Below are 23,788 nucleotides of genomic sequence, written 5' to 3'. Positions count from 1 at the left end.
ATTCAGATCAAACCCGCGAAAGCGGGTTTTTTGGTTTCAGGCCTTTGATTTTTAACGGAAAAATTGATTTATATTTTTCGAATCAGGGGTTTACAGATTAAAAACCCCGCCGTATAGTTCGCCCCATCAACAGCGGCAACGTTGTTGATGCTGCCCAGGTGGTGAAATTGGTAGACACGCCAGCTTCAGGTGCTGGTGATCGCAAGGTCGTGGAAGTTCGAGTCTTCTCCTGGGCACCAAATTCAGATCAAACCCGCGAAAGCGGGTTTTTTCGTTTCCGGGGTTTGAAAACTTCCCCAGTGATTTCCCCCTCATCCGCACTTGAGAAGATTTATCGTTTATCCTTGCAATGATTTGTTGCATATAAGCGAGGAACACTTCGGATGATGATCCGTGACAACCGACTCAAGACATCCCTTCTGCACGGCCTGACCCTCACCCTACTCAGCCTGACCCTGCTCTCGCCCGCCGCCCATTCTGCCGACAAGGTCTCCCTGACCTTATACAACGGCCAACACAAAGAAGTCGGCGATGAACTCGCCAAGGCCTTCGAAGCCAAGACCGGCATCCACGTCAACGTGCGCAAAGGCAGCAGCAACCAGTTGGCCAGCCAAGTCGTCGAAGAAGGTGAGCGCTCCCCTGCCGACGTCATCTACACCGAAGAATCACCGCCCCTGAACAAACTCGGCGAGCAAGGCCTGTTGGCAAAAATCGATGCCAGCACCCTCAATGTGCTGCCCAAGGATTACGTGGGTAAAAACGGCGACTGGATGGGCGTGACCGCACGCACCCGCGTCGTAGCCTTCAACCCCAAATTGATTGCGGAAAAAGACTTGCCCAAGTCGGTACTGGATTTCGCCGGCCCCGAATGGCAAGGCAAGGTCGGTTTCGTGCCCACCAGCGGCGCGTTCCAGGAACAAGCCGTGGCAATCATCAAGCTGCACGGTCGCGAAGCCGCGGAAGAATGGCTGACCGGCCTGCGCGCCTTCGGCAAGGTGTACAGCAACAATATGGTCGCCCTCAAGGCCGTGGAAAACGGCGAAGTGGCTACCGTGCTGGTAAACAACTACTACTGGTTCGCCCTGAAAAAGGAAAAAACCAACCTGGACTCCCAGCTGCATTACTTCACCGATGGTGATGCTGGCGGCCTGATCACCGTGTCCTCCGCTGCCGCACTCAAATCCAGCAAGCATCCCAAAGAAGCTCAGCAATTGCTGGCATTCATGGCCAGCGAAGAGGGCCAGCGCGTGATCACCAACACGTCGGCCGAGTACCCGCTGCGCAAGGGCATGGAATCGAACCGCGGCCTCAAGCCATTTAGCGAGCTGCAGCCACCAAAGGTCACCCCCGCAGACCTGGGTAACGCCGAAGAAGCCCTGGAGCTGGAACGTGACGTTGGCCTGAACTGATGAACCCATCGCTTTCCGTCACGGGGTTCACCCCCCGTCGCAAACGCCCGTCAATCTGGCTGCTGCTGCCTGTGCTATTGCTGGTTGGCCTGAGCCTGTTGCCGCTCGCCTATGTCGGGCTCAAAGCCTGGCAGGCGGGCTGGACGGAGGCGGTGCATCTACTGTGGCGACCTTATGTGTTCGGGCTGCTGCGCAACACGCTGGCATTGATGGTCGGCGTGACCCTGACCTGCGGCGTGATCGGCCTGTCCCTGGCCTGGCTACTGGAACGCAGCAACCTGCCAGGACGGCGCATCTGGGGCGTGATCCTGTGCCTGCCGTTTGCGGTGCCGGCGTTTGTCAGCAGCTTTACCTGGGTGTCGCTGAGCGCTCAGTTCGAGGGGCTCGGTGGCGCGATCCTGGTGATGAGCCTGTCCAAATACCCGCTGGTATTTTTGCCGGTGGCGGCAACACTGCGCAATCTAGACCCCTCCCTGGAAGAATCGGCCCGCACGCTAGGGCTCAACCGCTGGGGCGTGTTCTTTCGCATCACACTCCCGCTGCTGTGGCCATCGCTGCTGGCCGGCTCACTATTGATCGCACTGCACATGCTGGTGGAATTCGGCGCGCTGTCGATTATCGGGTTGCAGACCTTCACCACCGCGATCTACCAGCAGTTCGAACTGGAATTCAGCAATGCCAATGCGGCAATGCTCTCGGCAGTGCTGCTGGTGATGTGCCTGACCCTGCTGTGGCTGGAGCTGCGCGTACGCGGCAAAGGCCGGCATGTGCGCATCGGCCAGGGCGCGGCGCGGCACGCCGAGCAGGTTCGACTCGGCAAGTGGGCGCCATTGGGCCAGGTGTATTGCCTGGCATTGGCGATCATCGGCAGCGGCATCCCGCTGGGCATGCTCGGCTATTGGTTGGCCGTCGGTTCGTCAGCGGCGTTTCCGATGGCCGAGATCAGCGAGGCGCTGCTGTCATCCCTGGCGCTCTCCCTGGGCGGCGCCGCACTGTGCCTGGTACTGGCAGTGCCGGTTGGGCTGCTGGTGGTGCGCTACAAAGGACAGTTGGCACTCTGGGCCGAACGCTTGCCGTATCTACTGCATGCCCTGCCCGGCCTGGTGATTGCGCTGACCCTGGTGTATTTCGCCCTGCATTACGTGCCCGCGCTGTACCAGACCTCGGCGTTATTGCTGATTGCTTATGCGCTGCTGTTTTTGCCGTTGGCACAGGCGCCGATTCGTACAGCACTGAACAAGGCGGCGCCACAGTTGGAAGAGGCTGCGCGCACGTTAGGCGCATCGTCCTTCAGTGCGTTTTGCCGGGTGACGCTGCCAATTATCTTTCCGGCGCTGGGGGCGGCGTTTGCCTTGGTGTTCCTGGATGCGATGAAGGAATTGACGGCGACGTTGCTGCTCAGCCCGACCGGGTTGAATACCTTGGCGACGGCCGTCTGGGCACATACCTCGAATGTGGAATTTGCGGCGGCGGCGCCGTATGCGGCGTTGTTGATAGTGGTGTCGGGGTTGCCGGTGTATCTGCTCACGACTCGGATGTATCTGAGTCGCTGAAACAGCTATCGCAGGCAAGCCAGCTCCCACAGTGACCGAGTTCCAACTTTGGAATGCAGTTGAATGTGGGAGCTGGCTTGCCTGCGATGAGGCCAGTCCAGACGACCTCACGCCCTGAACTGCCCCAAACTCGCCTTCAACTGCGCCGCCAACCCATCCAACACCTTGCCACTGGCCGTCGTCTCCACCACCGCTTGCGCCGCACGCTCGGCCTGGGCATGAATCACCTCGACGCGCCCACGCACCGCATGCGCGCCCTGAGCTTGATGCTCGGCTGCGCGCGTCGCCAGGCCAATCGCCGCATGCACCTGCTCCACAGAAGCCTGCACCGTCTGCTGCAAGCGCACGCTGTCGCGCAGCACCAGTAAGCCCTCACTGGCCTGGCGCCCCGCCTTGCCAATGGTTTCTACGGCCTCACGCGCGCCCTGCTGCAACGCAACAATATGCGCCTGGATATCGCCAGTGGAGCTTTGAGTCTTGCTGGCCAGCGCACGCACTTCATCGGCCACCACCGCAAAGCCGCGCCCAGTCTCGCCAGCCCGTGCCGCTTCGATGGCCGCGTTGAGAGCGAGCAGGTTGGTTTGCTCGGCGATACCGTGAATCACGGTCAACACCACTTCAATTTGTTCGCTTTGCTGCGCCAGCCGTTCGATCACCTGGGAACCGGCCTGCACCTGCCCCGCCAACGCCTCGATCAAGCTGCCAACTTCGGCCGAGGTCCGTGAGTTTTCATCCGTGGCCTGGCGAATATCCACCACCTGCTGCAGGGCCGCCTGCATGGCGTGGCTTTCGGCCTGGGCCTCATCGGCCATTTGCGACAAAGCGCGCAAACTCTCGGCCACTTCATCACGCTGCAAGCCCGCCGCCGCATCGGCGCCAGCATTGCGCAACGTCATGGCGCCGATTTCCACACCAGTACGCTGGGCCACGTCGCCTGCCTCCCGCACGATGGGCTGCAACTTATCCACAAAGCGATTGACCGCCGAGGCCATATCACCGATTTCATCCTTGCTGTTGATCTGCACGCGCTTGGTGAGGTCGCCTTCGCCGGCCGCCAGGTCATCCATCGCGGCAATCAGCAGCTTCAGACGATTGACCACGCGCCGGCCCAGCACAATAGCGATCAGCAGCAAGACCCCAAGCCCCACCAGCGCCAGACCCATGCCGATACGCCAGCGCAGGGTGCCCGCCGCGTCTTGCACAGCGGCGGCCGTGTTGGCCGTCATTTGCGTGGCAGTGGCTTGCGCCGATTGCAGCCGGGCGCCCATGGCGTTGGCGCTGTCAGCAGCGGCTCCCTTGAGGCTGTCACCCACCAGCTGATCACCGCTGGCGATCAGCGCGGCAAAGCGCTTATCCAAGGCTTGCAGGTCGGCTTCAACCGTCGCGGTCGACACGCCCATGCGCACCTTGCCGATTTCCACGCCGTTGGGGCTGATGGAGGCTTCGACGTAATACACGGAGGGGTCTGTCTTGGCCGCGTCCAGCACCTTGTCCAGGGCACGCTCCCCTGCGCCCTTTGCCAGCAGGGCCTGGTTGATAGGGTTTTCGCGGTTCAGGTATCGGGTCAGGTGCTCGCCTGCGGCGTCGTCATACACCACAAACAGCACATTGGGGTTGCGCTGGGCCCGGCGGGCAAACTCAGAAAGGGTCGGCACGTCACTGTCCCACATGGCACGGGGCGCGACCGAGGCCAGCAGTTGCGCCATGTCATTGGCGGAGTCCTGCAGGTCTTTTTCCAGCGTCGCACGCAACTGCTTTTGCTCTTCCTGCAAGCGCGTGGAAAGCCCGGCTGTGAGGCGCTGGCGCGTGCTGGCGGAGAGGCTGTCCAGGCTGGACGTGACTTCCTTGCCAGCCTGGGCCAGTTCGCCAGACAACTTCTGGCTATCTATGCCCAGACGATTGCCCAAATCGGCTTCCAGCGCCGTCACCGTGCTCCGCGTCAGCGCGACGGCCACCAGCACTTGCACCAAAAGAGCGATACCAAGGGTAACGAACACCGGCCGCAACAGACGGCTTTGTAACAACGAGAGAACGGCAGACACTGGAAATCCCTCCACCACGGGTGCCACTAATTTGATAGCACCTCGAAAGAGGGAAACACAGCAAGGGTCGTGCCGTTTGCCAGGCAGAAACGACAAAGGGCTCCCGAAGGAGCCCTTTGCTTTTTACATCAACAGCTTATTACGCGAACGGGTGACGCAGAACGATGGTCTCGTTGCGGTCCGGGCCCGTCGAAATAATGTCGATCGGTGCGCCGATCAGCTCTTCCACACGCTTGATGTAGGCGCGGGCGTTGGCTGGCAGTTCTTCCAGGGTCTTGGCGCCCACGGTCGATTCGGTCCAGCCTGGCACTTCTTCGTACACAGGCTGCAGGCCCACGTAGCTGTCAGCGTCAGTCGGGGCAACATCGTTGCCTTGGGCGTCTTTGTAGCCGACGCAGATGTTGATGGCTTCCAGACCGTCGAGTACGTCCAGCTTGGTCAGGCAGATGCCCGAGATGCTGTTCACATCGATAGCGCGACGCAGGATAACGGCGTCGAACCAGCCGCAACGACGAGCACGGCCAGTGGTGGCGCCGAATTCGTGACCTTGCTTGGCCAGGTGTGCGCCAACGTCGTCGAACAGCTCAGTCGGGAACGGACCGGAACCTACACGGGTGGTGTAAGCCTTGGTGATGCCCAGGATGTAGTCCAGGAACATCGGGCCAACGCCCGAGCCGGTGGCAACGCCGCCAGCAGTAGTGTTGGAGCTGGTCACGTACGGGTAGGTACCGTGGTCGATGTCCAGCAACGAACCCTGGGCACCTTCGAACATGATGTCCTTGCCAGCGCGACGCAGGTCGTGCAGCTCGGCCGTCACGTCCAGCATCAGCGGCTTGAGCAGCTCAGCGTATTCCTTGCACTCGGCCAGGGTCTTTTCAAACTCGATGGCTGGCTCTTTGTAGTAACCGACCAGCATGAAGTTGTGGTAATCCACCAGTTCACGCAGCTTGTCTTCAAAGCGCGGCATGTTGAGCAAGTCGCCCACACGCAGGCCACGACGTGCAACCTTGTCTTCGTAGGCCGGGCCGATGCCGCGACCGGTGGTGCCGATCTTCAGCTCGCCACGCGCCTTTTCACGGGCCTGGTCCAGCGCAACGTGGAAGGACAGGATCAGCGGGCAGGACGGGCTGATACGCAGGCGCTCGCGCACCGGTACGCCTTTTTCTTCCAGCTTGGTGATCTCGCGCAGCAGGGCGTCAGGTGCAACCACCACGCCGTTGCCGATCAGGCACTGCACGCCTTCGCGCAGGACACCCGACGGGATCAGGTGCAAGACGGTTTTTTCGCCATCGATGACCAGGGTGTGGCCAGCGTTGTGACCACCTTGGTAGCGCACTACGGCGGCAGCATGTTCGGTCAGCAGATCAACGATCTTGCCTTTGCCCTCATCACCCCATTGGGTGCCCAGGACTACGACATTCTTACCCATAACACTTGTCCTCATTCGCGCAAACTTGGTGCCGGCGATGGCCGGCAGGGAAACTCAAGAAGCCAGTGGCGATACTTGCCAAAGCCCGTTCTGCTGAATCAATTGCCGGTCGCAGTCCGCTTCACGGGCGGCGGCCAATGGCTGCCCAGGCAAGGCCTGGACTACACGCTGACCCTCACGGCGTAACTGGCAAACCTGCTGCCAGAGCGCTGCGTCCGTACTGTCGGGCATCCAGATGCCACCAGACGGCAGCTCGACCTCAGCACGCCCCAGGGTCACCAGGGTTTTCAAATCGGTGGAAAAACCAGTGGCCGGACGCGCACGACCGAAGTCGGCGCCGATATCGTCATAGCGACCACCTTGGGCGATGGCCTGGCCAACACCCGGGACGAATACCGCGAACACCACACCGGTGTGGTAGTGGTAGCCGCGCAATTCACCCAGATCAAAATACAGCGGCAGCTCCGGGAACCGTGCCGACAGGCGCTCGGCAATTGCCAGCACATCGTCCAGTGCTGCCAATACCGGTGCCGGCGCATTCGCCAGGCGCTCACGCGCAGCCACCAGCACTTCACGGCCGCCGCACAGGTCTACCAGCGCCCGCAGCATGCCAGCCAGCTCAGCAGGCACACCTTCGGTGAGAGCGATCACTTCATCGATCGCCTTGCGCTGCAGGGCATCGAACAACTGCTGCTCCACTTCACCGGACAACCCGGCAGCGCGCGCCAAGCCACGGTAGATACCGACATGGCCCAGGTCCATGTGCACATCCGGCACATCCGCCAGTTGCAGCATGGCCAGCATCAGGCTGATCACTTCAACATCGCTGCTCGGGCTGGCATCGCCGTACAACTCGGCGCCCAACTGGATCGGGCTACGGGAAGACGACAACGCACGCGGCTGGGCATGCAGTACGCTACCGGCGTAGCACAGGCGACTCGGGCCTTCGCGCCGCAGGGTGTGCGCATCGATGCGCGCCACTTGCGGCGTGATGTCGGCACGGAACCCCATTTGCCGGCCCGATTGCGGGTCGATGACCTTGAAGGTGCGCAGATCCAGGTCCTGGCCCGCGCCGGTCAGGAGGGATTCCAGGTACTCGATATGGGGAGTCACGACAAACTCGTAACCCCAGCTCTGGAACAGATCCAACACCTGGCGACGCGCTACTTCAATGCGCGCAGCTTCTGGTGGCAGTACTTCTTCGATGCCATCTGGCAGCAGCCAGCGGTCTACCGTTGCCATTACGCCATTCCCCTTTGATCCGGGCGGCCAGCCCTCGGCCGAGCCTTGAGTGAAGCAGAAAATACCCGCCCCTTGCATAAACCACGCGCAAGAGCGACGTGACGAACGGCCTGCAAACGGCCTCGTCGGGCACTTTCCTCGAAAAACCTGTCACGCCTGCCGAATCAAACATGCAGACGCAAAAAAGCCGGGAATTTCCCGGCTGCCGCATCATACACCCGTTTTCTGAAAGGATCACCCCGCCAGGCATTTTAGCCGCCCGACGGAGTGCGCCTTACAGAATCACGGGCTGGTTACTTGGACTTTTCCAGGTAGCGGAAGAAGTCGCTGCTTGGGTCCAGCACCAGTACGTCGGTTTTGTTCGCGAAGCTTTCACGGTAGGCACGCAGGCTACGGTAGAACGCGTAGAACTCCTGATCCTGGCCATAGGCCTTGGCGTAAATCGCCGCGGCTTGAGCATCACCGTCACCACGAGCCTCTTCAGACTCACGATAGGCTTCTGCCAGCAGTACACGACGCTGACGGTCGGCATCGGCACGGATACCTTCAGCCAACTCGTTACCCTTGGCGCGGTGCTCACGCGCTTCACGCTCACGCTCGGTGCTCATACGCTCGAACACGCTGCGGTTTACTTCCTTGGGCAGGTCAATGGCCTTGACGCGAACGTCAACCACTTCAATACCCAGCTCTTTTTCCGCCATGGTGTTCAGTGAGCGGGTGATGTCAGCCATCAGCGCATCACGCTCACCGGATACCACCTCGTGCAGGGTGCGCTTACCAAACTGGTCACGCAGCCCCGATTCCAGACGACGGGACAAACGCTCGTCGGCAATCTGCTTGAGGCCGGAAGTCGCGGTATAGAAGCGCTCGGCATCCTTGACGCGCCACTTGGCGTAGGCGTCAACCATCACGGCTTTCTTTTCCAGGGTCAGGAAGCGCTGTGTCGGTGCATCCAGGGTCATCAGGCGCGCGTCGAACTTGCGCACCTGGTTGACGTAGGGGACTTTCACATGCAGGCCCGGCTGGACATCCGCCTGGACCACGCGACCGAATTGCAGCAGCACCGCACGCTCGGTCTGAGCGACGATGTAGAAGCAGTTCCAGGCAGCGATGACCACGACGACGCCCACAATCAGGGCGGTCAGCGATTTATTGCTCATCAACGACTCTCCCTGGTACGTGTTTGCTGTTGCAGCAAGTCAGCGGCCGCACGGGCACTCGCTTCGTTGGCAGCGGCATTCGAACCGGTGGACGGTGCACTAGCGCCGCTACGACCACCTTCGATCATCTTGTCCAGCGGCAGGTACAGCAGGTTGTTCTGCCCACCTTTGCTGCCGGTCACGAGAACCTTGCTGGTGTTGCTGAAGACTTCCTGCATGGTGTCCAGGTACAGACGCTCGCGGGTCACTTCAGGAGCCTTGCGGTACTCGGCGACCAGCTTGGTGAAACGATCTGCCTCACCCTTGGCGCGGGAGACCACTTCATCGCGGTAACCGTTGGCATCTTCAAGGATGCGCTGGGCCTGACCACGGGCTTCCGGCACAACGCCGTTGGCATAGGTTTCAGCCTGGTTGCGCGAACGCTGCTCGTCTTCACGGGCACGGATCACGTCGTCAAAGGCTTCCTGCACTTCACGCGGTGCCGCTGCGCTCTGTACGTTCACCTGAGTGACGGTAATACCAGTGCGATAGGTATCGAGGAACCGTTGCAGGCGCTCCTTGATTTCGCTGGCCATCAATTCACGACCTTCGGTCAGCACCTGGTCCATGGCGGTGGAACCCACCACGTGGCGCAGGGCACTTTCGGTTGCGTGTTGCAGACTGATTTCCGGCTGATCAACGTTCAGCACGAAGTCCTGCAGGTTGCTGATCTTGTACTGCACGGTCAGCGGCACTTCGACGATGTTCTCGTCTTCGGTCAGCATCTGGCCCTGCTTGGTGTACGCACGCTCACGCGTCACGTTCTCCATGTACTTCTTGTCGATCGGCGGGAAATAGATGTTCAGGCCTGGCCCGACAGTCTCGTAGTACTTGCCGAAGCGCAGCACCACGGCTTGCTCCTGCTCGTCCACCACGTAGACCGCGCTGTACAGCCATACGGCCGCGAGCACGACAAGACCCAGGCCCAGCAGGCCATAGCCACCGCCCTTGCTTGTGCGACCGCCGTCGTCACCACCACGTTTTTTTCCACCACCGAACAACCCATTCAGGCTTTCCTGCAGCTTTCGGAAGGCCTCGTCGAGATCCGGTGGCCCCTTGCGGTCGCCGTTATTGCGGCGCTTACCACCCCAAGGATCCTGATTATTCGAGTTGCCACCCGGCTCATTCCAAGCCATAGCGCTCTCCATCTGATAAAGCAAAGACGCACCCACGGCGCGCCGACCAATGCTACAGAATGCCTGCTACTGCGGCACAACCGCTTTCTCAGGCTTTTATTGCAAAGTGTGTTGTTCGATAAACTCTGCCGGTACAACACCCTCTCGGCTGACCAGCCGATTGAGTTCCGAGCGTGGCAATCGAACGGCCAGCAAGCTGACACCTTCTTCGTCGTGTTCTTCTTTCTGTACAGCGCCCAACTCGAAAAACTGTGCACGCAGTCGAGCAAAACGCTGCGGCAAGCGCAAGGTGCCGACGAACAAATCGCTGCCGAGCAATTCGGCAATGGCTTGTTCCAGCAACTCCAAGCCACTGCCATCTCGCGCCGATAACCAGACCCGCTGGGGCTTGCCGTTCTCGTCGCGCTGGATCTGTGGCTCAACGCCTTCAAGCAAATCGAGTTTGTTATAGACCTCGAGGATCGGCAAGTCCTGGGCACCAATCTCGCCCAGCACCACCATGACCTGTTCAATCTGCAACATGCGATCCGGTTCGGCCGCATCGATCACGTGCAACAGCAGGTCGGAATTGCTCGACTCTTCGAGCGTAGACCGAAATGCCTCGACGAGCTTGTGGGGCAGGTGACGAATGAAACCCACGGTATCGGCCAGCACAATCGGCCCCAGGTCGTCGATGTCCAGACGCCGCAGGGTCGGGTCGAGGGTGGCGAACAGTTGGTCGGCCGCGTACACATCCGACTTGGTCACGTTATTGAACAGCGTGGATTTGCCGGCGTTGGTGTAGCCCACCAACGACACTGTAGGGATATCCGCACGGGAACGGCCACGTCGCGACTGCTCGCGCTGGCTGCGCACTTTTTCCAGGCGGCCCTTGATCTGGCGCAGGCGAACCCGCAGCAGACGCCGGTCGGTTTCCAACTGGGTTTCACCCGGGCCACGCATGCCGATACCGCCACCCTGACGCTCAAGGTGAGTCCAGCCGCGAACCAGGCGGGTGCTCATGTGATCAAGCTGGGCCAGTTCGACCTGGAGCTTGCCTTCATGGGTACGGGCGCGCTGGGCGAAAATGTCGAGAATCAGGCCGGTACGGTCGATCACGCGACACTCGAAAACACGTTCGAGGTTACGTTCCTGACTGGGCGTGAGGGTGTGATTGAAGATCACCAGATCGGCTTCTTCGGCATGAACCAGGTCGCGCAGTTCCTCGACCTTGCCGCTGCCAATCAGGTATTTGGCGGTTGGCCGATGACGCGGTACGTTAAAAAACGCAACGGTCTCGGCGCCGGCCGAATTTGCCAACTCCTGAAACTCCTGCGGATCTTCGCGCGCCTCAGGGTCCTGTCCATCCAAGTGAACGAGGATTACTCGCTCACCACCACCGTGGCGCTCAAAGAACAAAGGAGACTCCTATCAGGCGTTACCTGGCTCAGCGTCACCCTGTTCATCACCGGCTGCGCTAGGCAGACGGATTGGACGAACTGGAACGACTGTCGAGATAGCGTGCTTGTAAACCATCTGGCTGACGGTGTTTTTCAGCAGGATAACGAATTGGTCGAACGACTCGATCGTACCTTGCAGCTTGATGCCGTTGACCAGATAGATGGAAACCCCAACTTTCTCTTTACGTAAAGTATTCAAGTAAGGGTCTTGTAGCGAATGCCCTTTTGACATGTGCCGCACTCCTTTAAGGATCAATAATAAAAAATCGGAAAATAGATAGCTTATGGCCGTCACACCCCCAAGGATAGACGGCAATTGCAAGGACTCAGCTCAATATGGAGACCGTTCCCAAGTATTTCAAGGCGCGTGACAGATTGTCGCTGTCCAGGCTGTCCAACCAGTGCAAATCGCTCCAGCTGCGCAGCCAGGTGAACTGGCGCTTCGCCAACTGGCGCGTGGCGATGATGCCGCGCTCCTGCATTTCGGCTGACGTCAGCTTGCCATCCAGATGATCCCAGACTTGGCGGTAGCCTACAGCACGTATCGAAGGCAGCCCTGCATGCAGGTCACCTCTTGAACGCAGTGCTACGACCTCGTCCACAAACCCCTGTTCCAACATAATTGTGAATCTTTGTGCAATTCGTTCATGCAGCACCTGGCGATCTGCCGGAGCGATGGCCAGATTCGCCACAGTATAGGGCAATTGTGACTGTCCAGATGCGCCTGCATCAGTACTTTGCGCACTTTGTTTCAGCCGATGTTCAGTCATGGTCTGGCCACTGACGCGCCAGACTTCCAGGGCGCGTGTGAGCCGCTGGGGGTCATTGGGGTGAATACGTGCCGCAGACACCGGATCTACCGCCGCCAACTGATCATGAAGGGCCTGCCAGCCAAGGCGCGCAGCCTCTTCTTCAAGTTCGGCGCGCACCTGGGCATCGGCAGGCGGCATATCGGCCAGGCCTTCCTGCAACGCCTTGTAGTAGAGCATGGTGCCGCCCACCAGCAGCGGGATATTGCCGCGCGCGGTGATCTCGGCCATGGCCGCCAGGGCGTCGGTGCGAAAATCCGCCGCCGAATAGCTCTGCGCCGGATCGATGATGTCGATCAACTTGTGCGGATACTGGGCCAACAGCGCCTTCGACGGCTTGGCCGTACCGATATCCATGTCCCGGTAAACCAGGGCAGAGTCGACGCTGATCAATTCGCAGGGCAGCACCTTGGTCAGCTCGATGGCCAGGTCGGTCTTGCCGGCGGCCGTGGGGCCCATCAGGAAAATGGCGGGAGGCAAGGCACTCATCAGCGGCCGCGCAAAAATAGTTTGTCCAGATCATCCAGGCCCATCTGGGTCCAGGTCGGTCGGCCATGGTTGCATTGGCCGCTGCGCTCGGTGTTTTCCATGTCGCGCAGCAGGCCGTTCATTTCCGGCAGGGCCAGGCGGCGGTTGGCGCGGATGGCGCCGTGGCAGGCCATGGTGCCGAGCAATTCGTTGATATGCGCCTGGATACGGTCACTGGTGCCGTACTCCATCAGGTCTGCCAGTACGTCGGCCACCAGGCGGTTGGCCTCGGCCTGCTTGAGCAGCGCGGGAATCTGGCGGATCGCCAGGGTTTCCGGGCCCAGGCGTTGCAGTTCGAAGCCCAGCTTCTGGAACACACTGTGATGTTCTTCTGCGCAGTCGGCTTCACGCTGGCTCACCGCCAGGGATTCGGGCACCAGCAGCGGCTGGCCGCTGAGGCCTTCGCTGGCCATGGCGATCTTCAGGCGCTCGTACATGATCCGTTCATGGGCAGCGTGCATGTCCACCAGCACCAGGCCATGGGCGTTTTCGGCGAGGATATAAATGCCTTTGAGCTGCGCCAGGGCATAGCCCAGCGGCGGAATATCACCGCCGCCTTCGGGCAACGCCACAGCAGCACCCGGCTCGGCACCCGGCAACGGCGCGAAAAACTCACGGTACGCCGCCTGGGCTTCGGCCACCGGCGCCGTCGATTGCGGGCGCGGTGTGTATTGGTACTGATAACCCGCACCGGCACCCGAATTCGGCGCCGTGTAGGCTGGCTGCGCCTGCGGCGATTGCAGCAGGTTGGCCGCCAGGCTCATCTCACCCTGGGGGCCGAACTCGCCGGCTTCCGGACCGCTCGGGCGTACCACGGCCGTGACAATCGGCGCCGACAACTGATCATCCGGGCGCACGTCACCCAAGGCGCGGTGCAGCGTGCCGTAGAGGAAGTCATGCACCATGCGCCCGTCACGGAAGCGCACCTCGTGTTTGGTCGGGTGCACGTTGACGTCGACCACCGAAGGGTCAACCTCAAAGAACAGCACAAAAGTCGGGTGTCGCCCGTTGAACAGCACATCGCGATAAGCCTGGCGCACCGCATGGGCCACCAGTTTGTCGCGGACCGCCCGGCCGTTCACAAAGAAATACTGCAAATCGGCCTGGCTGCGGGAGAACGTCGGCAACCCGACCCAGCCCCACAACCTCAAGCCATTGCGCTCGATCTCAATCGGCAGCGCCTGCTCCAGGAACCCGCTGCCACACACCGCCGCCACCCGCCGAGCACGGGCGGCGTCGTCGTTGGCTTCGTGCAGGCTGAGGATGGTCTTGCCATTGTGGCGCAGGTGAAAGGCCACGTCGAAACGGGCCAGGGCCAGGCGCTTGATGACTTCTTGCAGGTGATCGAATTCGGTTTTCTCGGCTTTGAGGAATTTGCGCCGCGCCGGGGTATTGAAAAACAGGTCGCGCACTTCCACTGAGGTACCCACCGGGTGCGCCGCCGGCTGGACCCGAGGCGCCATGTCGCGGCCTTCGGTTTCCACCTGCCAGGCTTGCTCGGCGCTGCGGGTGCGGGAGGTCAGGGTCAGGCGGGCCACGGAGCTGATGGAGGCGAGGGCCTCACCACGAAAGCCCAGGCTCATGACCCGCTCCAGGTCCTCCAAGTCGCGGATCTTGCTGGTGGCGTGGCGGGCCAGGGCCAGGGGCAGGTCATCCGAAGAGATGCCGCTGCCATCGTCACGTACCCGCAGCAGCTTGACGCCGCCCTGCTCCACATCGACATCAATGCGTTTGGCACCCGAGTCGATGCTGTTTTCCAGCAACTCCTTGATCACCGACGCCGGGCGCTCAACCACCTCACCCGCGGCGATCTGGTTGGCAAGGCGCGGGCTGAGCAATTCAATGCGTGAGCCGCTGTTCAAGGTGGATTCGCTCATCACTGCGCCGCCAATGAAGTACCGGGGATGGTCAACACCTGGCCGATCTTCAACTCATCGGTTTTCAGGTTATTGGCGCTGCGCAAGGCTGCAGGCGTGACCTGGAAACGGACCGCCAGCATGGCAACGGTATCACCGGGTTGCACACGATGGTCACGCGGGCCCTGGGCGATTTTGCCGGAGTCGCGCAGCCAGGCGATATAGGTGCCCGGCGGCGGGTTCTGCTGGAAGAACTGGCGCACACCGGCGCTGATGGAGCGCGCCAGCGCTTGCTGGTGGCTGGCGCTGGCCAGTTTCGACGCTTCGTTGGCGTTGGAGATAAACCCGGTTTCCACCAGGATCGACGGGATATCCGGCGATTTCAACACCATGAACCCGGCTTGTTCTACGCGCTGCTTGTGCAGCGAGGTCACGCGACCGATATTGCTCAGGACTTTCTGGCCCACGTTGAGGCTGGAGGTCAGCGAGGCGGTCATCGACAGGTCGAGCAGTACGCCTGCGAGCATCTTGTCCTTGTCATCAAGGGAGACGTTGCCGGCCCCGCCGATCAAGTCGGAACGGTTTTCACTGTCGGCCAGCCAGCGCGCAGTCTCGGAGGTAGCGCCGCGATCCGACAGGGCAAATACCGAGGCGCCAAAGGCAGCGGTTGAAGGCGCGGCGTCGGCGTGAATGGACACGAACAGGTCAGCGCCCTTCTTACGGGCAATTTCGGTACGGCCACGCAACGGAATGAAGTAGTCACCGGTACGGGTAAGCTCGGCGCGGTAGCCTTTCATGCCATTGACCTGGCGCTGCAGTTCACGGGCGATGGCGAGCACCACGTCTTTCTCATGCTGGCCGCGGGAGCCGGAAGCCCCAGGGTCTTCGCCACCATGGCCGGCGTCGATCACCACGATAATGTCGCGCTTGCCTGCAGGGGCAGGCGGCGGTGGTGGCAGCTTGACCTGGGGTTGCGAAGGGTTGACCGGCACCGCAGGCACCGTCGCCACGCTCGGCGTTGGCGCAGGCGGCGGTGCGGCGTCGGCGGGGTTGTCGAACAGGTCGACCACCAGGCGGTTGCCGTACTGGGCGTTGGGGGCCAGGGAGAAGCTTTTGGGGGTCACGGCCTTTTTCAGGTCGATGACCACACGCAGGTCGGTCGGCGTACGCTGGGCCGAGCGCATGGCGGTAATGGGCGTGTTGGCGGTGGAGACTTTCAGCGGCGCGGCCAGGCTGGCACCGTTGATATCGATCACCAGGCGATCAGGCGCCGTCAAGGTAAAGACGCTGTGCTGGACCGGGCCAGACAGGTCGAACACCAGTCGCGTGTTATCCGGCGCTCGCCACAGGCGAACACTTTTCACCTGTGAAGCAGCCAGAGCATTGACAGTCATTGCCGCAAGCAACACCCCCACGACAGCAACCAACGCGCGAAAGCGCATACCTAACCCCACCAATTATTTGAATTCCAATGCCAGAGCAGCACACCACGACTCAGCGCGTGGGCTCTGGGGCAACAACTTCAGCTGACGTCCGTGCTCATGCGGCGTAATGGTAATGGTCAGGTCCGGCTTTGGCAAAAAGCCTGTGCCTTTATTTGGCCACTCGATCAGGCACAGCGCATCATCGTCGAAGTAATCACGGATGCCCATGAACTCCAACTCTTCCGGATCGACCAGGCGATAGAGGTCGAAGTGGAAAGCACGCACGTCGCCGATCTCGTAAGGCTCGACCAACGTGAAGGTCGGGCTTTTTACCGCGCCGGTATGGCCAAGGCCGCGAATAATCCCCCGGGACAATGTGGTTTTGCCTGCGCCCAGATCGCCCTCGAGAAAGATCAACCCGGCCCCTTGCGTGACCTGCGAAATACGCTGACCCAACGCGACCATGGCCTCTTCATCTGCCAGGAAAAGAATTACTTCAGGCACGGCGACTGCTCCTCCAGCAATTGACGAATGGCGGGGATCAGGTCGCTGGCGGCCAAGCCGCGACCAAAACTGCCCTGGCGGTCTCCGGCGGTCGCGTGCAACCACACGGCCAGGCAGCTCGCTTCGTACGCGGGCATACCCTGAGCCAATAGCGCCCCGACCAGACCGGCCAAAACATCACCGAGCCCAGCTGTTGCCATCGCCGGGTGGCCTTGATCACACCGCGACACACGCCCATCCGGGCTGGCAATCAAACTGCCTGCACCCTTGAGGATAGTCACGGCATTGAATCTTTGGCTCAACGCGCGCGTCACCTTAAGGCGATCAGCCTGAACCTCGGCTGTCGAGAGCCCCAACAAACGCGCAGCTTCGCCCGGATGAGGGGTAATTACACAGTTGGCCGGCAGCTCGACGCTGCCAGTGGCCAGTTGATTGAGCGCATCGGCATCCCACACCTGCGGCAGGCTGGCATTGGCCGCGACCGACAACAAGCTCTTGCCCCAGGCGGCATCGCCGAGGCCTGGGCCAATGACGATCACCGAGATTTTTTCCAGCAGGCCCATCAACTGGTTGGCCGAGCTCACGCCGACGGCCATGACCTCCGGCAGCCGAGCCAGAGCGGCCGGCACGTGTTCCGGCCGCGTCGCCAGCGAGACCATGCCGGCGCCGCTGCGCAAGGCGCTTTCGCTGCTCAGCAACGCCGCGCCGCCAACGCCACGGTCACCACCGATGACCAGCAGGTGGCCGAACTGGCCCTTATGGGCGTCCGGGGAACGCGCAGCCAGTTGCGGCAAATGGCCGGGCAACAACAGCTGAACGTCGGTAATTGGGTGTTTTGTCTGAGGCATGCGTCTTCAAGCTCCGATGTCTGGCAGAATTATACGCATCTAACCTGTGGTTTCCCCTGTCTCATGTCTGCTATTACCTCCGATCTGCCCGCCCTCGCCCAATCGATCAAAGACTGGGGTCGCGAGCTGGGCTTTCAACAAGTGGGCATCAGCGGCCTCGACCTGGCTGAGCATGAACAGCACCTGCAACGCTGGCTCGACGCGGGTTACCACGGCGAGATGGAGTACATGGGCGCCCACGGCAGCAAACGCTCCCACCCGGACGAGCTGGTGCCCGGCACCTTGCGCGTGGTGTCACTGCGCATGGACTACCTGCCCGGCGACACCCAGATGGCGCAATTGCTGGCCCAACCAGAAAAAGCCTATATATCGCGCTACGCCCTGGGCCGCGACTACCACAAGCTGATCCGCAAGCGCGTGCAGCAACTGGCCGACCGCATCCAGGCGCAGATCGGGCCGTTCGGCTTTCGCGCCTTTGTCGACAGCGCGCCCGTCCTGGAAAAAGCCATTGCCGAGCAAGCGGGCCTGGGCTGGATCGGTAAAAACACCCTTGTGCTCAACCGCAAGGCCGGCAGTTATTTCTTCCTGAGCGAGCTGTTTGTCGATTTGCCCTTGCCGGTAGACCCACCCCACACCACCGAACACTGTGGCCGCTGCACCGCCTGCCTGGACATCTGCCCCACTAACGCCTTCGTCGGCCCCTATGTACTGGACGCCCGGCGCTGCATTTCCTACCTGACCATCGAACTCAAGAGCGCCATCCCCGAAGACCTGCGCCCACTGATCGGCAACCGGGTATTTGGCTGCGATGACTGTCAGATCGTTTGCCCGTGGAATCGTTTCGCCCGACCCACCGCCGAAAGCGATTTCAAGCCACGGCACAATCTGGATAACGCTGAACTGGCCGAATTGTTTATGTGGGACGAGGATAAATTCCTCAGCAGCACCGAGGGCTCACCCCTGCGCCGTGCCGGTTATGAGCGCTGGTTACGCAATCTGGCGGTGGGCCTGGGCAATGCGCCCTCCAGCATTCCGGTATTGGAAGCACTCAAGGCGCGGCGGGACTACCCGTCGGAGTTGGTACGCGAACACGTGGAATGGGCGCTGGAGCAACACGCGGCCCGCTAGTGCACATCGTCGTTGTAGACGAACTTGGGCATTTCCCAGTGAAACCGGATCGCCAGCAGGCGTAACAGGAAGCCACTGAACAGCGTCAGCAGAATCGCTTGCTCGCTGGGCAGCTCCAGGTACAGGCACAGCAAGTAGAACCAGGCAGCCAGGAACGACACGCTGGCATACAGCTCGCGGCGGAAGATCAGCGGGATGTCGTTACAGAAGATATCCCGCAGGATGCCGCCGAATACCCCGGTGATGACCCCGCTGACCGACGCCACCAACATACCGTGGCCCATTTCCAGGGCGGTCATGCAGCCGATCAGGGTGAAGGCCACCAACCCCACCGCATCCAGCGCCAGGAACAGCGAGCGCAGGTGGCGCATCAAGGGCGCGATAAAGATCGTCACCAATGCCGCAACGGAGGTCAACACCAGGTACTCCGGGTGTTTGACCCAGGTCAGCGGGTAGTGGCCGAGCAACACATCGCGCACCGAACCGCCGCCCAGGGCTGTCACGCAAGCGATCAGCACCACGCCAAACCAGTCCATGCCACGCCGCCCCGCGGACAGGGCGCCAGTCATGGCTTCGGCGGTGATGGCGACGAGGTAGAGCATCAGCAACATGATGGCGATCCTGACAGAGAGGCCGGCAGTCTAATCATTTGCTGATGGCACCAAAAGGGGGCGTTTGGCGAAAGACCGCGTCGCGCCCTTCGCGAGCAAGCCCGCTCCCACATGTGTTCCGCGTTCGTCATGAGAACTCGGTCAAATGTGGGAGCGGGCTTGCTCGCGAAGACGCCAGGCCTGGCGCTACACTTTCAAGCCTTGATGAAATGCTTGCGGTAATGCTGCAACTCGGCAATCGACTCGCGAATATCATCCAACGCCAGGTGCGTGCTGCCTTTATGGAAGCTGTCTTTGACTTCCGGGGCCCAACGCGCAGCCAGTTCCTTCAAGGTCGACACGTCCAGGTTGCGGTAATGGAAGTAACTTTCCAGCCCCTTCATGTGCGTATAAAGGAAGCGACGGTCCTGGCAGATGCTGTTGCCGCAGATCGGCGATTTGCCCTTGGGCACCCATTTTTCCAGGAAGGCGATGGTTTCGGCCTCGGCTTCGGCCATGCTGATGCGGCTGTCGCGCACGCGCTGGGTCAGCCCGGAGTTACCGTGGGTGCGGGTGTTCCACTCGTCCATGGTGGCGAGTACGGCGTCGCTGTGGTGGATGGCGATCACCGGGCCTTCGGCCAAGGTGTTGAGGTTGCTGTCGGTGACAATGGTCGCCATCTCGATGATGACGTCGGTGTCGGGGTTCAGACCGGTCATTTCCAGATCGATCCAAATCAGGTTCTGTGGGTTTTGCATGGCTTGATTCTCTTGGCACCTTGGCGTAGCCGGGCAGTTTAGCAGGCGGGGGCGTGCTAGACTCGCGACCGTTTTACCCAACTTTTGCATTATCGACACGGAACACCAATGGCCAAACGCCAGCTCAACCGTCGCCAAAACTGGCGCATCGAAAAGATTCAAGGTGAACGCGCCGCCCGCGCCGCCAAACGTGAATCCTCCGCCGTGGAAGCGCTCGAGGGCGGCGACCTGGGGCCCGAACAAACCGGCTTGGTGATCGCGCACTTTGGTGTGCAGGTCGAAGTCGAGGCGCTCGAAGGCGAACTCGCGGGCCAGGTGTTCCGTTGCCACTTGCGCGCCAACCTGCCCGCGCTGGTCACCGGCGACAAGGTGGTGTGGCGTGCCGGCAACCAGGGCATCGGCGTCATCGTCGCCCAGTTGCCGCGCAGTACCGAGCTGCGCCGCCCCGACAGCCGTGGGCAGCTCAAGCCGGTGGCGGCCAACGTTGACATGATCGTGATCGTGTTCGCGCCACTGCCCGAACCCCATGCCAACCTGATCGACCGCTACTTGGTCGCGGCCGAGCATGCTGGCATCCGCCCGTTGCTGCTGCTGAACAAATTCGACCTGATCGACGAGCAGAACGCCCCGGCGCTCAATGCGCTGCTGGCGGTCTATCGCACCCTGGGCTACCCGGTGCTGGAAGTGTCGGCTCACCACGGCAACGGCATGGAACAACTGCAACAGCAGTTGGACGGGCGGATCAGCGTGTTCGTCGGCCAGTCAGGCGTGGGCAAGTCGTCGCTGGTCAACAGCCTGTTGCCTGAAGTCGAAACCCGCGTGGGCCCGCTGTCGGAACTGTCCGGCCAGGGCACCCACACCACCACCACCGCGCGGTTGTTCCACTTCCCGGGCGGCGGCGAGTTGATCGACTCACCGGGTATCCGTGAATTCGGCTTGGGCCACGTCAGCCGCAGCGATGTGGAAGCGGGCTTCATCGAGTTCAACGACCTGATCGGCACCTGCCGCTTCCGCGACTGCAAACACGACCGCGAACCGGGCTGTGCATTGCTCAAGGCACTGGAAGATGGGCGCGTGCAGCAGCAGCGGATGAACAGCTATCGGTCGATTATTGCGAGCTTGCCTGAGAGCAATTATTGACGGTCAATTTCTTGATACACATAAACCAGCGGGCTGAAAGCCCTAGCCCATTGATTTAACAGGAGCAGGCATCAAGAATTCGAGTCAACTGGGTGGCTGATACGCACAAGCCAGCTTGTATTCGGATTTCCTGATGCTCATAATTGCTCCGTCACCAGCGAAAGCTGGCAGGAGTCTGGATCCTTTTCGGAGTTGATCCAGCGGCGCAGAAGGGGCGAAGCAAGCTCCACTGCGTGTCGAATGAAGCCGCCTTCGGGCGGCTTTGCTTTTTGTGGGGAATTAACATTTGGCTCTCTACTATCACCCCAAACAAGGCGACGTTTTGCTGTGTGACTTCACCCGAGGCTTTGTCGCCCCGGAAATGCTGAAGATCCGCAAAGTCGTAGTGATATCTCCTACCGCGACTCACAGTCGCAAGCTCTGCACCGTGGTGCCAATCTCCTCTACTGCACCAGCGACCCAATACGACTGGCACCATTTGCTACGCACCAATCCACTTCAGTCCGATGGCTATAAAGAGCTATGGGTGAAGTGCGACATGATTTATACCGTCAGCTTTGAGCGCCTCGACAAGTTGCATAGAAAGACTCGCTCCAAAGGTCGAGAGTACTTCGTCCCACGCCTGTGCGCCGACGACATGCGAGGCGTAGTCAGTGGTGTCAAAGCGTACCTCCCACTTTGAACACACATGAAAACGCCCCGAATGATCGGGGCGTTTACGTTTCCAGCGCTTAGATCAACTATGACCCCGGTGCAGGCGCCGTAGGATCCTTGACGCCCCCGTCATCAAACAGGTTCAGCTTCTGGCGCAGCTCATGGGCTGGCAGCGGTTCCTGCTCCGGAGGCAGCGCGTTCGGGTCGGCCGGCACTTCGCCTGGCGCACCGTCGCCCTGGGTCGGTGCCGGTAGCGGTGGTTGATCACCCTCAATCGCACGCTGGGCTTTTTTGGTCAGCACCACGATGTCGATACGGCGGTTGACCGGGTTGTACGGGTCTTTGGGATCAAACAGCTGCGAGGAGGCAAAGCCCACCACCCGCGCCACTTGCGGGTCCGGGTAGCTGCCGGCCACCAGCGCACGTCGGGCAGCATTGGCGCGGTTGGCCGAGAGTTCCCAGTTGCCGAAATCACCCTGGCCCGCGTAGGGCTTGGCGTCGGTGTGCCCGCTGATGCTGATCTTGTTGGGCACCGCCTTGATGGTGTCAGCCATGGCCAGCAGGATGTCTTCAAAGTACGGCTTCAAGCGCGCACTGCCCGAGTCGAACATCGGCCGGTTGGCGGCATCGGTAATCTGGATGCGCAGCCCCTCGGGGGTGATCTCGAAGGAAATCTGGTCCTTGAACTTCAGCAACTGTGGGTTTTCTTCAACCTTGTTCTGCAATTCCTGCAGCAACAGTTCCAGTCGCTCCTGTTCGACCTGCTCGGCCATGGATTCGACAGTGTCGCGCTCGATCGGGATTTTTTCCTGAGGCGATTCAGTTTGCACTTCCGGGTTGATGGTGCGCTCGGGCGCCAGTTCCGGCGAGCCGCCCAGGTCAATGACAAACGGCGTACCGCTTTCCGAAAAGCCAATCGGGTCTTTGAAGTAGCCGGCGATGGCGATTTTCTGTTCTGGCGTAGCGGTGGACATCAGCCACAACACCAGGAAGAACGCCATCATCGCCGTGGCAAAGTCGGCGAAGGCGATTTTCCAGGCGCCGCCATGGTGCCCCGCAGCGAAGCGCTTGACGCGCTTGATGATGATCGGCTGGTTGTTTTCCATGGCTTAGCGACCGCGAACCGCTTGTTCCAGCTCGGAGAAGCTTGGGCGATGTTTCGGGTACAGCACCTTGCGCCCGAACTCCACAGCCAGCGACGGCGGCATGCCCGAGGCCGATGCCACCAGGCACGCCTTGATCGCTTCGTAGAGGTTGATTTCTTCCTTGGCATCGTGGGCCAGGGAGGTGGCGAGCGGGCCGAAGAAACCATAGGCGGCGAGAATACCGAAGAAGGTCCCCACCAGCGCCGCACCTACGTGCATGCCGATGGCCGCCTGATCGCCTTCGCCCAGGGACGCCATGGTCACCACGATACCCAGTACCGCCGCGACAATACCGAAACCGGGCATGCCGTCGGCGATGCCGGTCACGGCGTGGGAAGGATGCTCCAGCTCTTCCTTGAGGCTGAACAACTCCATGTCGAACAGGCCTTCCAGCTCGTGGGGCGCCATGTTGCCGGAGGACATGATGCGCAGGTAATCACAGATATACGCGGTCATGCGCTCGTCTTTGAGCACGGCCGGGTACTTGGCAAAAATCGGGCTGGCCGCGGCGTCTTCGATATCGCCTTCGATCGCCATCATGCCTTCGCGGCGGCTTTTGTTGAGGATCTCGTAGATCAGCCCCAGCACTTCCAGATAAAACGTGTGGGAGAAGCGCGAGCTGAACATGCCCAGGGACTTCTTGACCACGTGCATGGTCATATAGCCTGGGTTGGCCTGCAAAAATGCGCCGAACGCGGCACCGCCGATAATCAGCACTTCGAAAGGCTGGATCAGTGCGGCGATTTTACCGTGGGAGAGGACGTACCCTCCGAGCACACTTGCGATGACGACAATGATGCCGATAATTTTAGCCATAGGAGAGGGGTACTTGCGCCGTCGGGTTCATGGACATATTGGGTGCAGCAGAAAACTCTTGTTCTACTTATCGGCAAAACTGCGCCAGACTATAGCCCGTTAAGGCGAAAAGCCAATTCGGCCCGTTCCGGGCGTGTTG

Annotated in this window: 21 protein-coding genes and 1 tRNA gene; 6 read left to right on the top strand and 16 right to left on the bottom strand. The window is 60.8% G+C overall.

Going from position 1 to position 23,788, the window contains the following annotated elements; all coding sequences use genetic code 11:
• Positions 1-152 precede the first annotated feature (152 nt).
• From BMH52_RS04690 to BMH52_RS04680, 3 genes are all read left to right on the top strand, one after another.
• A tRNA-Leu gene (locus BMH52_RS04690) sits at positions 153-239 on the top strand.
• Between the two features lie 144 nt (positions 240-383).
• On the top strand, positions 384-1,409 hold the full coding sequence (locus tag BMH52_RS04685) for an extracellular solute-binding protein (RefSeq protein ID WP_072434871.1): 1,026 nt from the start codon (positions 384-386) through the stop codon (positions 1,407-1,409).
• Positions 1,409-2,962, top strand: coding sequence for an iron ABC transporter permease (locus tag BMH52_RS04680; RefSeq protein WP_073843033.1), 1,554 nt, complete (start codon positions 1,409-1,411; stop codon positions 2,960-2,962). The genes BMH52_RS04685 and BMH52_RS04680 overlap by 1 nt, the downstream gene beginning before the upstream one ends.
• A gap of 107 nt (positions 2,963-3,069) precedes the next feature.
• Here the strand turns inward: BMH52_RS04680 and BMH52_RS04675 are convergent, their stop codons facing one another.
• The 12 genes from BMH52_RS04675 to BMH52_RS04620 all read right to left on the bottom strand — a co-directional run bounded on the left by BMH52_RS04675 (position 3,070) and on the right by BMH52_RS04620 (position 17,418).
• Positions 3,070-5,004, bottom strand: coding sequence for a methyl-accepting chemotaxis protein (locus BMH52_RS04675; RefSeq protein ID WP_014716670.1), 1,935 nt, complete (start codon positions 5,002-5,004; stop codon positions 3,070-3,072).
• Between the two features lie 139 nt (positions 5,005-5,143).
• Positions 5,144-6,433, bottom strand: a complete 1,290-nt coding sequence (locus BMH52_RS04670; RefSeq protein ID WP_014716669.1) for an adenylosuccinate synthase — start codon at positions 6,431-6,433, stop codon at positions 5,144-5,146.
• 54 nt (positions 6,434-6,487) lie between these two features.
• Complete coding sequence (locus BMH52_RS04665) at positions 6,488-7,675, bottom strand: ATP phosphoribosyltransferase regulatory subunit (RefSeq protein WP_003188066.1); 1,188 nt, start codon at positions 7,673-7,675, stop codon at positions 6,488-6,490.
• Positions 7,676-7,968: 293 nt separating this feature from the next.
• Complete coding sequence (gene hflC / locus BMH52_RS04660; protein WP_003188064.1) at positions 7,969-8,835, bottom strand: protease modulator HflC; 867 nt, start codon at positions 8,833-8,835, stop codon at positions 7,969-7,971.
• The gene (hflK, locus tag BMH52_RS04655) at positions 8,835-10,010 is read right to left on the bottom strand and encodes an FtsH protease activity modulator HflK (RefSeq protein ID WP_003188062.1); all 1,176 of its coding nucleotides are present in this window, start codon (positions 10,008-10,010) and stop codon (positions 8,835-8,837) included. The genes hflC and hflK overlap by 1 nt, the downstream gene beginning before the upstream one ends.
• Before the next feature lie 96 nt (positions 10,011-10,106).
• Complete coding sequence (gene hflX, locus BMH52_RS04650; RefSeq protein ID WP_003188061.1) at positions 10,107-11,408, bottom strand: ribosome rescue GTPase HflX; 1,302 nt, start codon at positions 11,406-11,408, stop codon at positions 10,107-10,109.
• A gap of 12 nt (positions 11,409-11,420) precedes the next feature.
• On the bottom strand, positions 11,421-11,681 hold the full coding sequence (gene hfq / locus BMH52_RS04645; RefSeq protein WP_003188059.1) for an RNA chaperone Hfq: 261 nt from the start codon (positions 11,679-11,681) through the stop codon (positions 11,421-11,423).
• Between the two features lie 94 nt (positions 11,682-11,775).
• Positions 11,776-12,747, bottom strand: coding sequence for a tRNA (adenosine(37)-N6)-dimethylallyltransferase MiaA (gene miaA / locus BMH52_RS04640; protein WP_014716667.1), 972 nt, complete (start codon positions 12,745-12,747; stop codon positions 11,776-11,778).
• Positions 12,747-14,663 carry a DNA mismatch repair endonuclease MutL gene (mutL, locus tag BMH52_RS04635; protein ID WP_069868915.1) on the bottom strand — a complete coding sequence of 639 codons (1,917 nt, stop codon included), beginning with the start codon at positions 14,661-14,663 and terminating at the stop codon, positions 12,747-12,749. The genes miaA and mutL overlap by 1 nt, the downstream gene beginning before the upstream one ends.
• Positions 14,663-16,084, bottom strand: a complete 1,422-nt coding sequence (locus tag BMH52_RS04630; protein WP_003188054.1) for an N-acetylmuramoyl-L-alanine amidase — start codon at positions 16,082-16,084, stop codon at positions 14,663-14,665. The genes mutL and BMH52_RS04630 overlap by 1 nt, the downstream gene beginning before the upstream one ends.
• A gap of 15 nt (positions 16,085-16,099) precedes the next feature.
• Positions 16,100-16,570, bottom strand: coding sequence for a tRNA (adenosine(37)-N6)-threonylcarbamoyltransferase complex ATPase subunit type 1 TsaE (gene tsaE / locus BMH52_RS04625; protein WP_014716665.1), 471 nt, complete (start codon positions 16,568-16,570; stop codon positions 16,100-16,102).
• Complete coding sequence (locus BMH52_RS04620) at positions 16,558-17,418, bottom strand: NAD(P)H-hydrate dehydratase (protein ID WP_073843031.1); 861 nt, start codon at positions 17,416-17,418, stop codon at positions 16,558-16,560. Before BMH52_RS04620 ends, tsaE begins: the two co-directional genes overlap by 13 nt.
• A 63-nt stretch (positions 17,419-17,481) precedes the next feature.
• On the opposite strand from BMH52_RS04620, the gene queG reads away from it, so the two are divergent.
• Entirely contained in the window at positions 17,482-18,546 is a 1,065-nt protein-coding gene (queG, locus tag BMH52_RS04615; protein WP_073843027.1) for a tRNA epoxyqueuosine(34) reductase QueG, read from the top strand.
• On the opposite strand, the gene BMH52_RS04610 is transcribed toward queG, so the two are convergent.
• Both BMH52_RS04610 and orn read right to left on the bottom strand, forming a co-directional pair.
• Entirely contained in the window at positions 18,543-19,160 is a 618-nt protein-coding gene (locus BMH52_RS04610) for a trimeric intracellular cation channel family protein (RefSeq protein WP_169913170.1), read from the bottom strand. The two genes, queG and BMH52_RS04610, sit on opposite strands and share 4 nt — an antisense overlap.
• 191 nt (positions 19,161-19,351) lie before the next feature.
• Positions 19,352-19,894: an oligoribonuclease gene (gene orn / locus BMH52_RS04605; RefSeq protein WP_003171343.1), complete on the bottom strand. Its 543-nt coding sequence runs from the start codon at positions 19,892-19,894 to the stop codon at positions 19,352-19,354.
• A 108-nt stretch (positions 19,895-20,002) separates the two neighbouring features.
• On the opposite strand from orn, the gene rsgA reads away from it, so the two are divergent.
• Together rsgA and BMH52_RS04595 are read left to right on the top strand one after the other, a co-directional pair.
• Positions 20,003-21,034 (top strand): small ribosomal subunit biogenesis GTPase RsgA, encoded by a 1,032-nt coding sequence (gene rsgA, locus BMH52_RS04600; RefSeq protein WP_072434863.1) that lies wholly within the window; start codon positions 20,003-20,005, stop codon positions 21,032-21,034.
• A gap of 286 nt (positions 21,035-21,320) precedes the next feature.
• On the top strand, positions 21,321-21,716 hold the full coding sequence (locus BMH52_RS04595; RefSeq protein ID WP_014716661.1) for a type II toxin-antitoxin system PemK/MazF family toxin: 396 nt from the start codon (positions 21,321-21,323) through the stop codon (positions 21,714-21,716).
• Positions 21,717-21,774: 58 nt separating this feature from the next.
• Here the strand turns inward: BMH52_RS04595 and motB are convergent, their stop codons facing one another.
• Together motB and motA are read right to left on the bottom strand one after the other, a co-directional pair.
• Positions 21,775-22,794 carry a flagellar motor protein MotB gene (motB, locus tag BMH52_RS04590; RefSeq protein WP_014716660.1) on the bottom strand — a complete coding sequence of 340 codons (1,020 nt, stop codon included), beginning with the start codon at positions 22,792-22,794 and terminating at the stop codon, positions 21,775-21,777.
• A gap of 3 nt (positions 22,795-22,797) precedes the next feature.
• Positions 22,798-23,649 carry a flagellar motor stator protein MotA gene (gene motA / locus BMH52_RS04585; protein ID WP_003188041.1) on the bottom strand — a complete coding sequence of 284 codons (852 nt, stop codon included), beginning with the start codon at positions 23,647-23,649 and terminating at the stop codon, positions 22,798-22,800.
• Between the last annotated feature and the right edge of the window lie 139 nt (positions 23,650-23,788).

Source organism: Pseudomonas sp. BTN1 (assembly GCF_001907715.1).
Lineage (GTDB): Bacteria > Pseudomonadota > Gammaproteobacteria > Pseudomonadales > Pseudomonadaceae > Aquipseudomonas > Aquipseudomonas paracarnis.
Note: the sequence above shows the minus strand (reverse complement) of the source record. Positions and strands in the feature narration are given on the sequence as shown.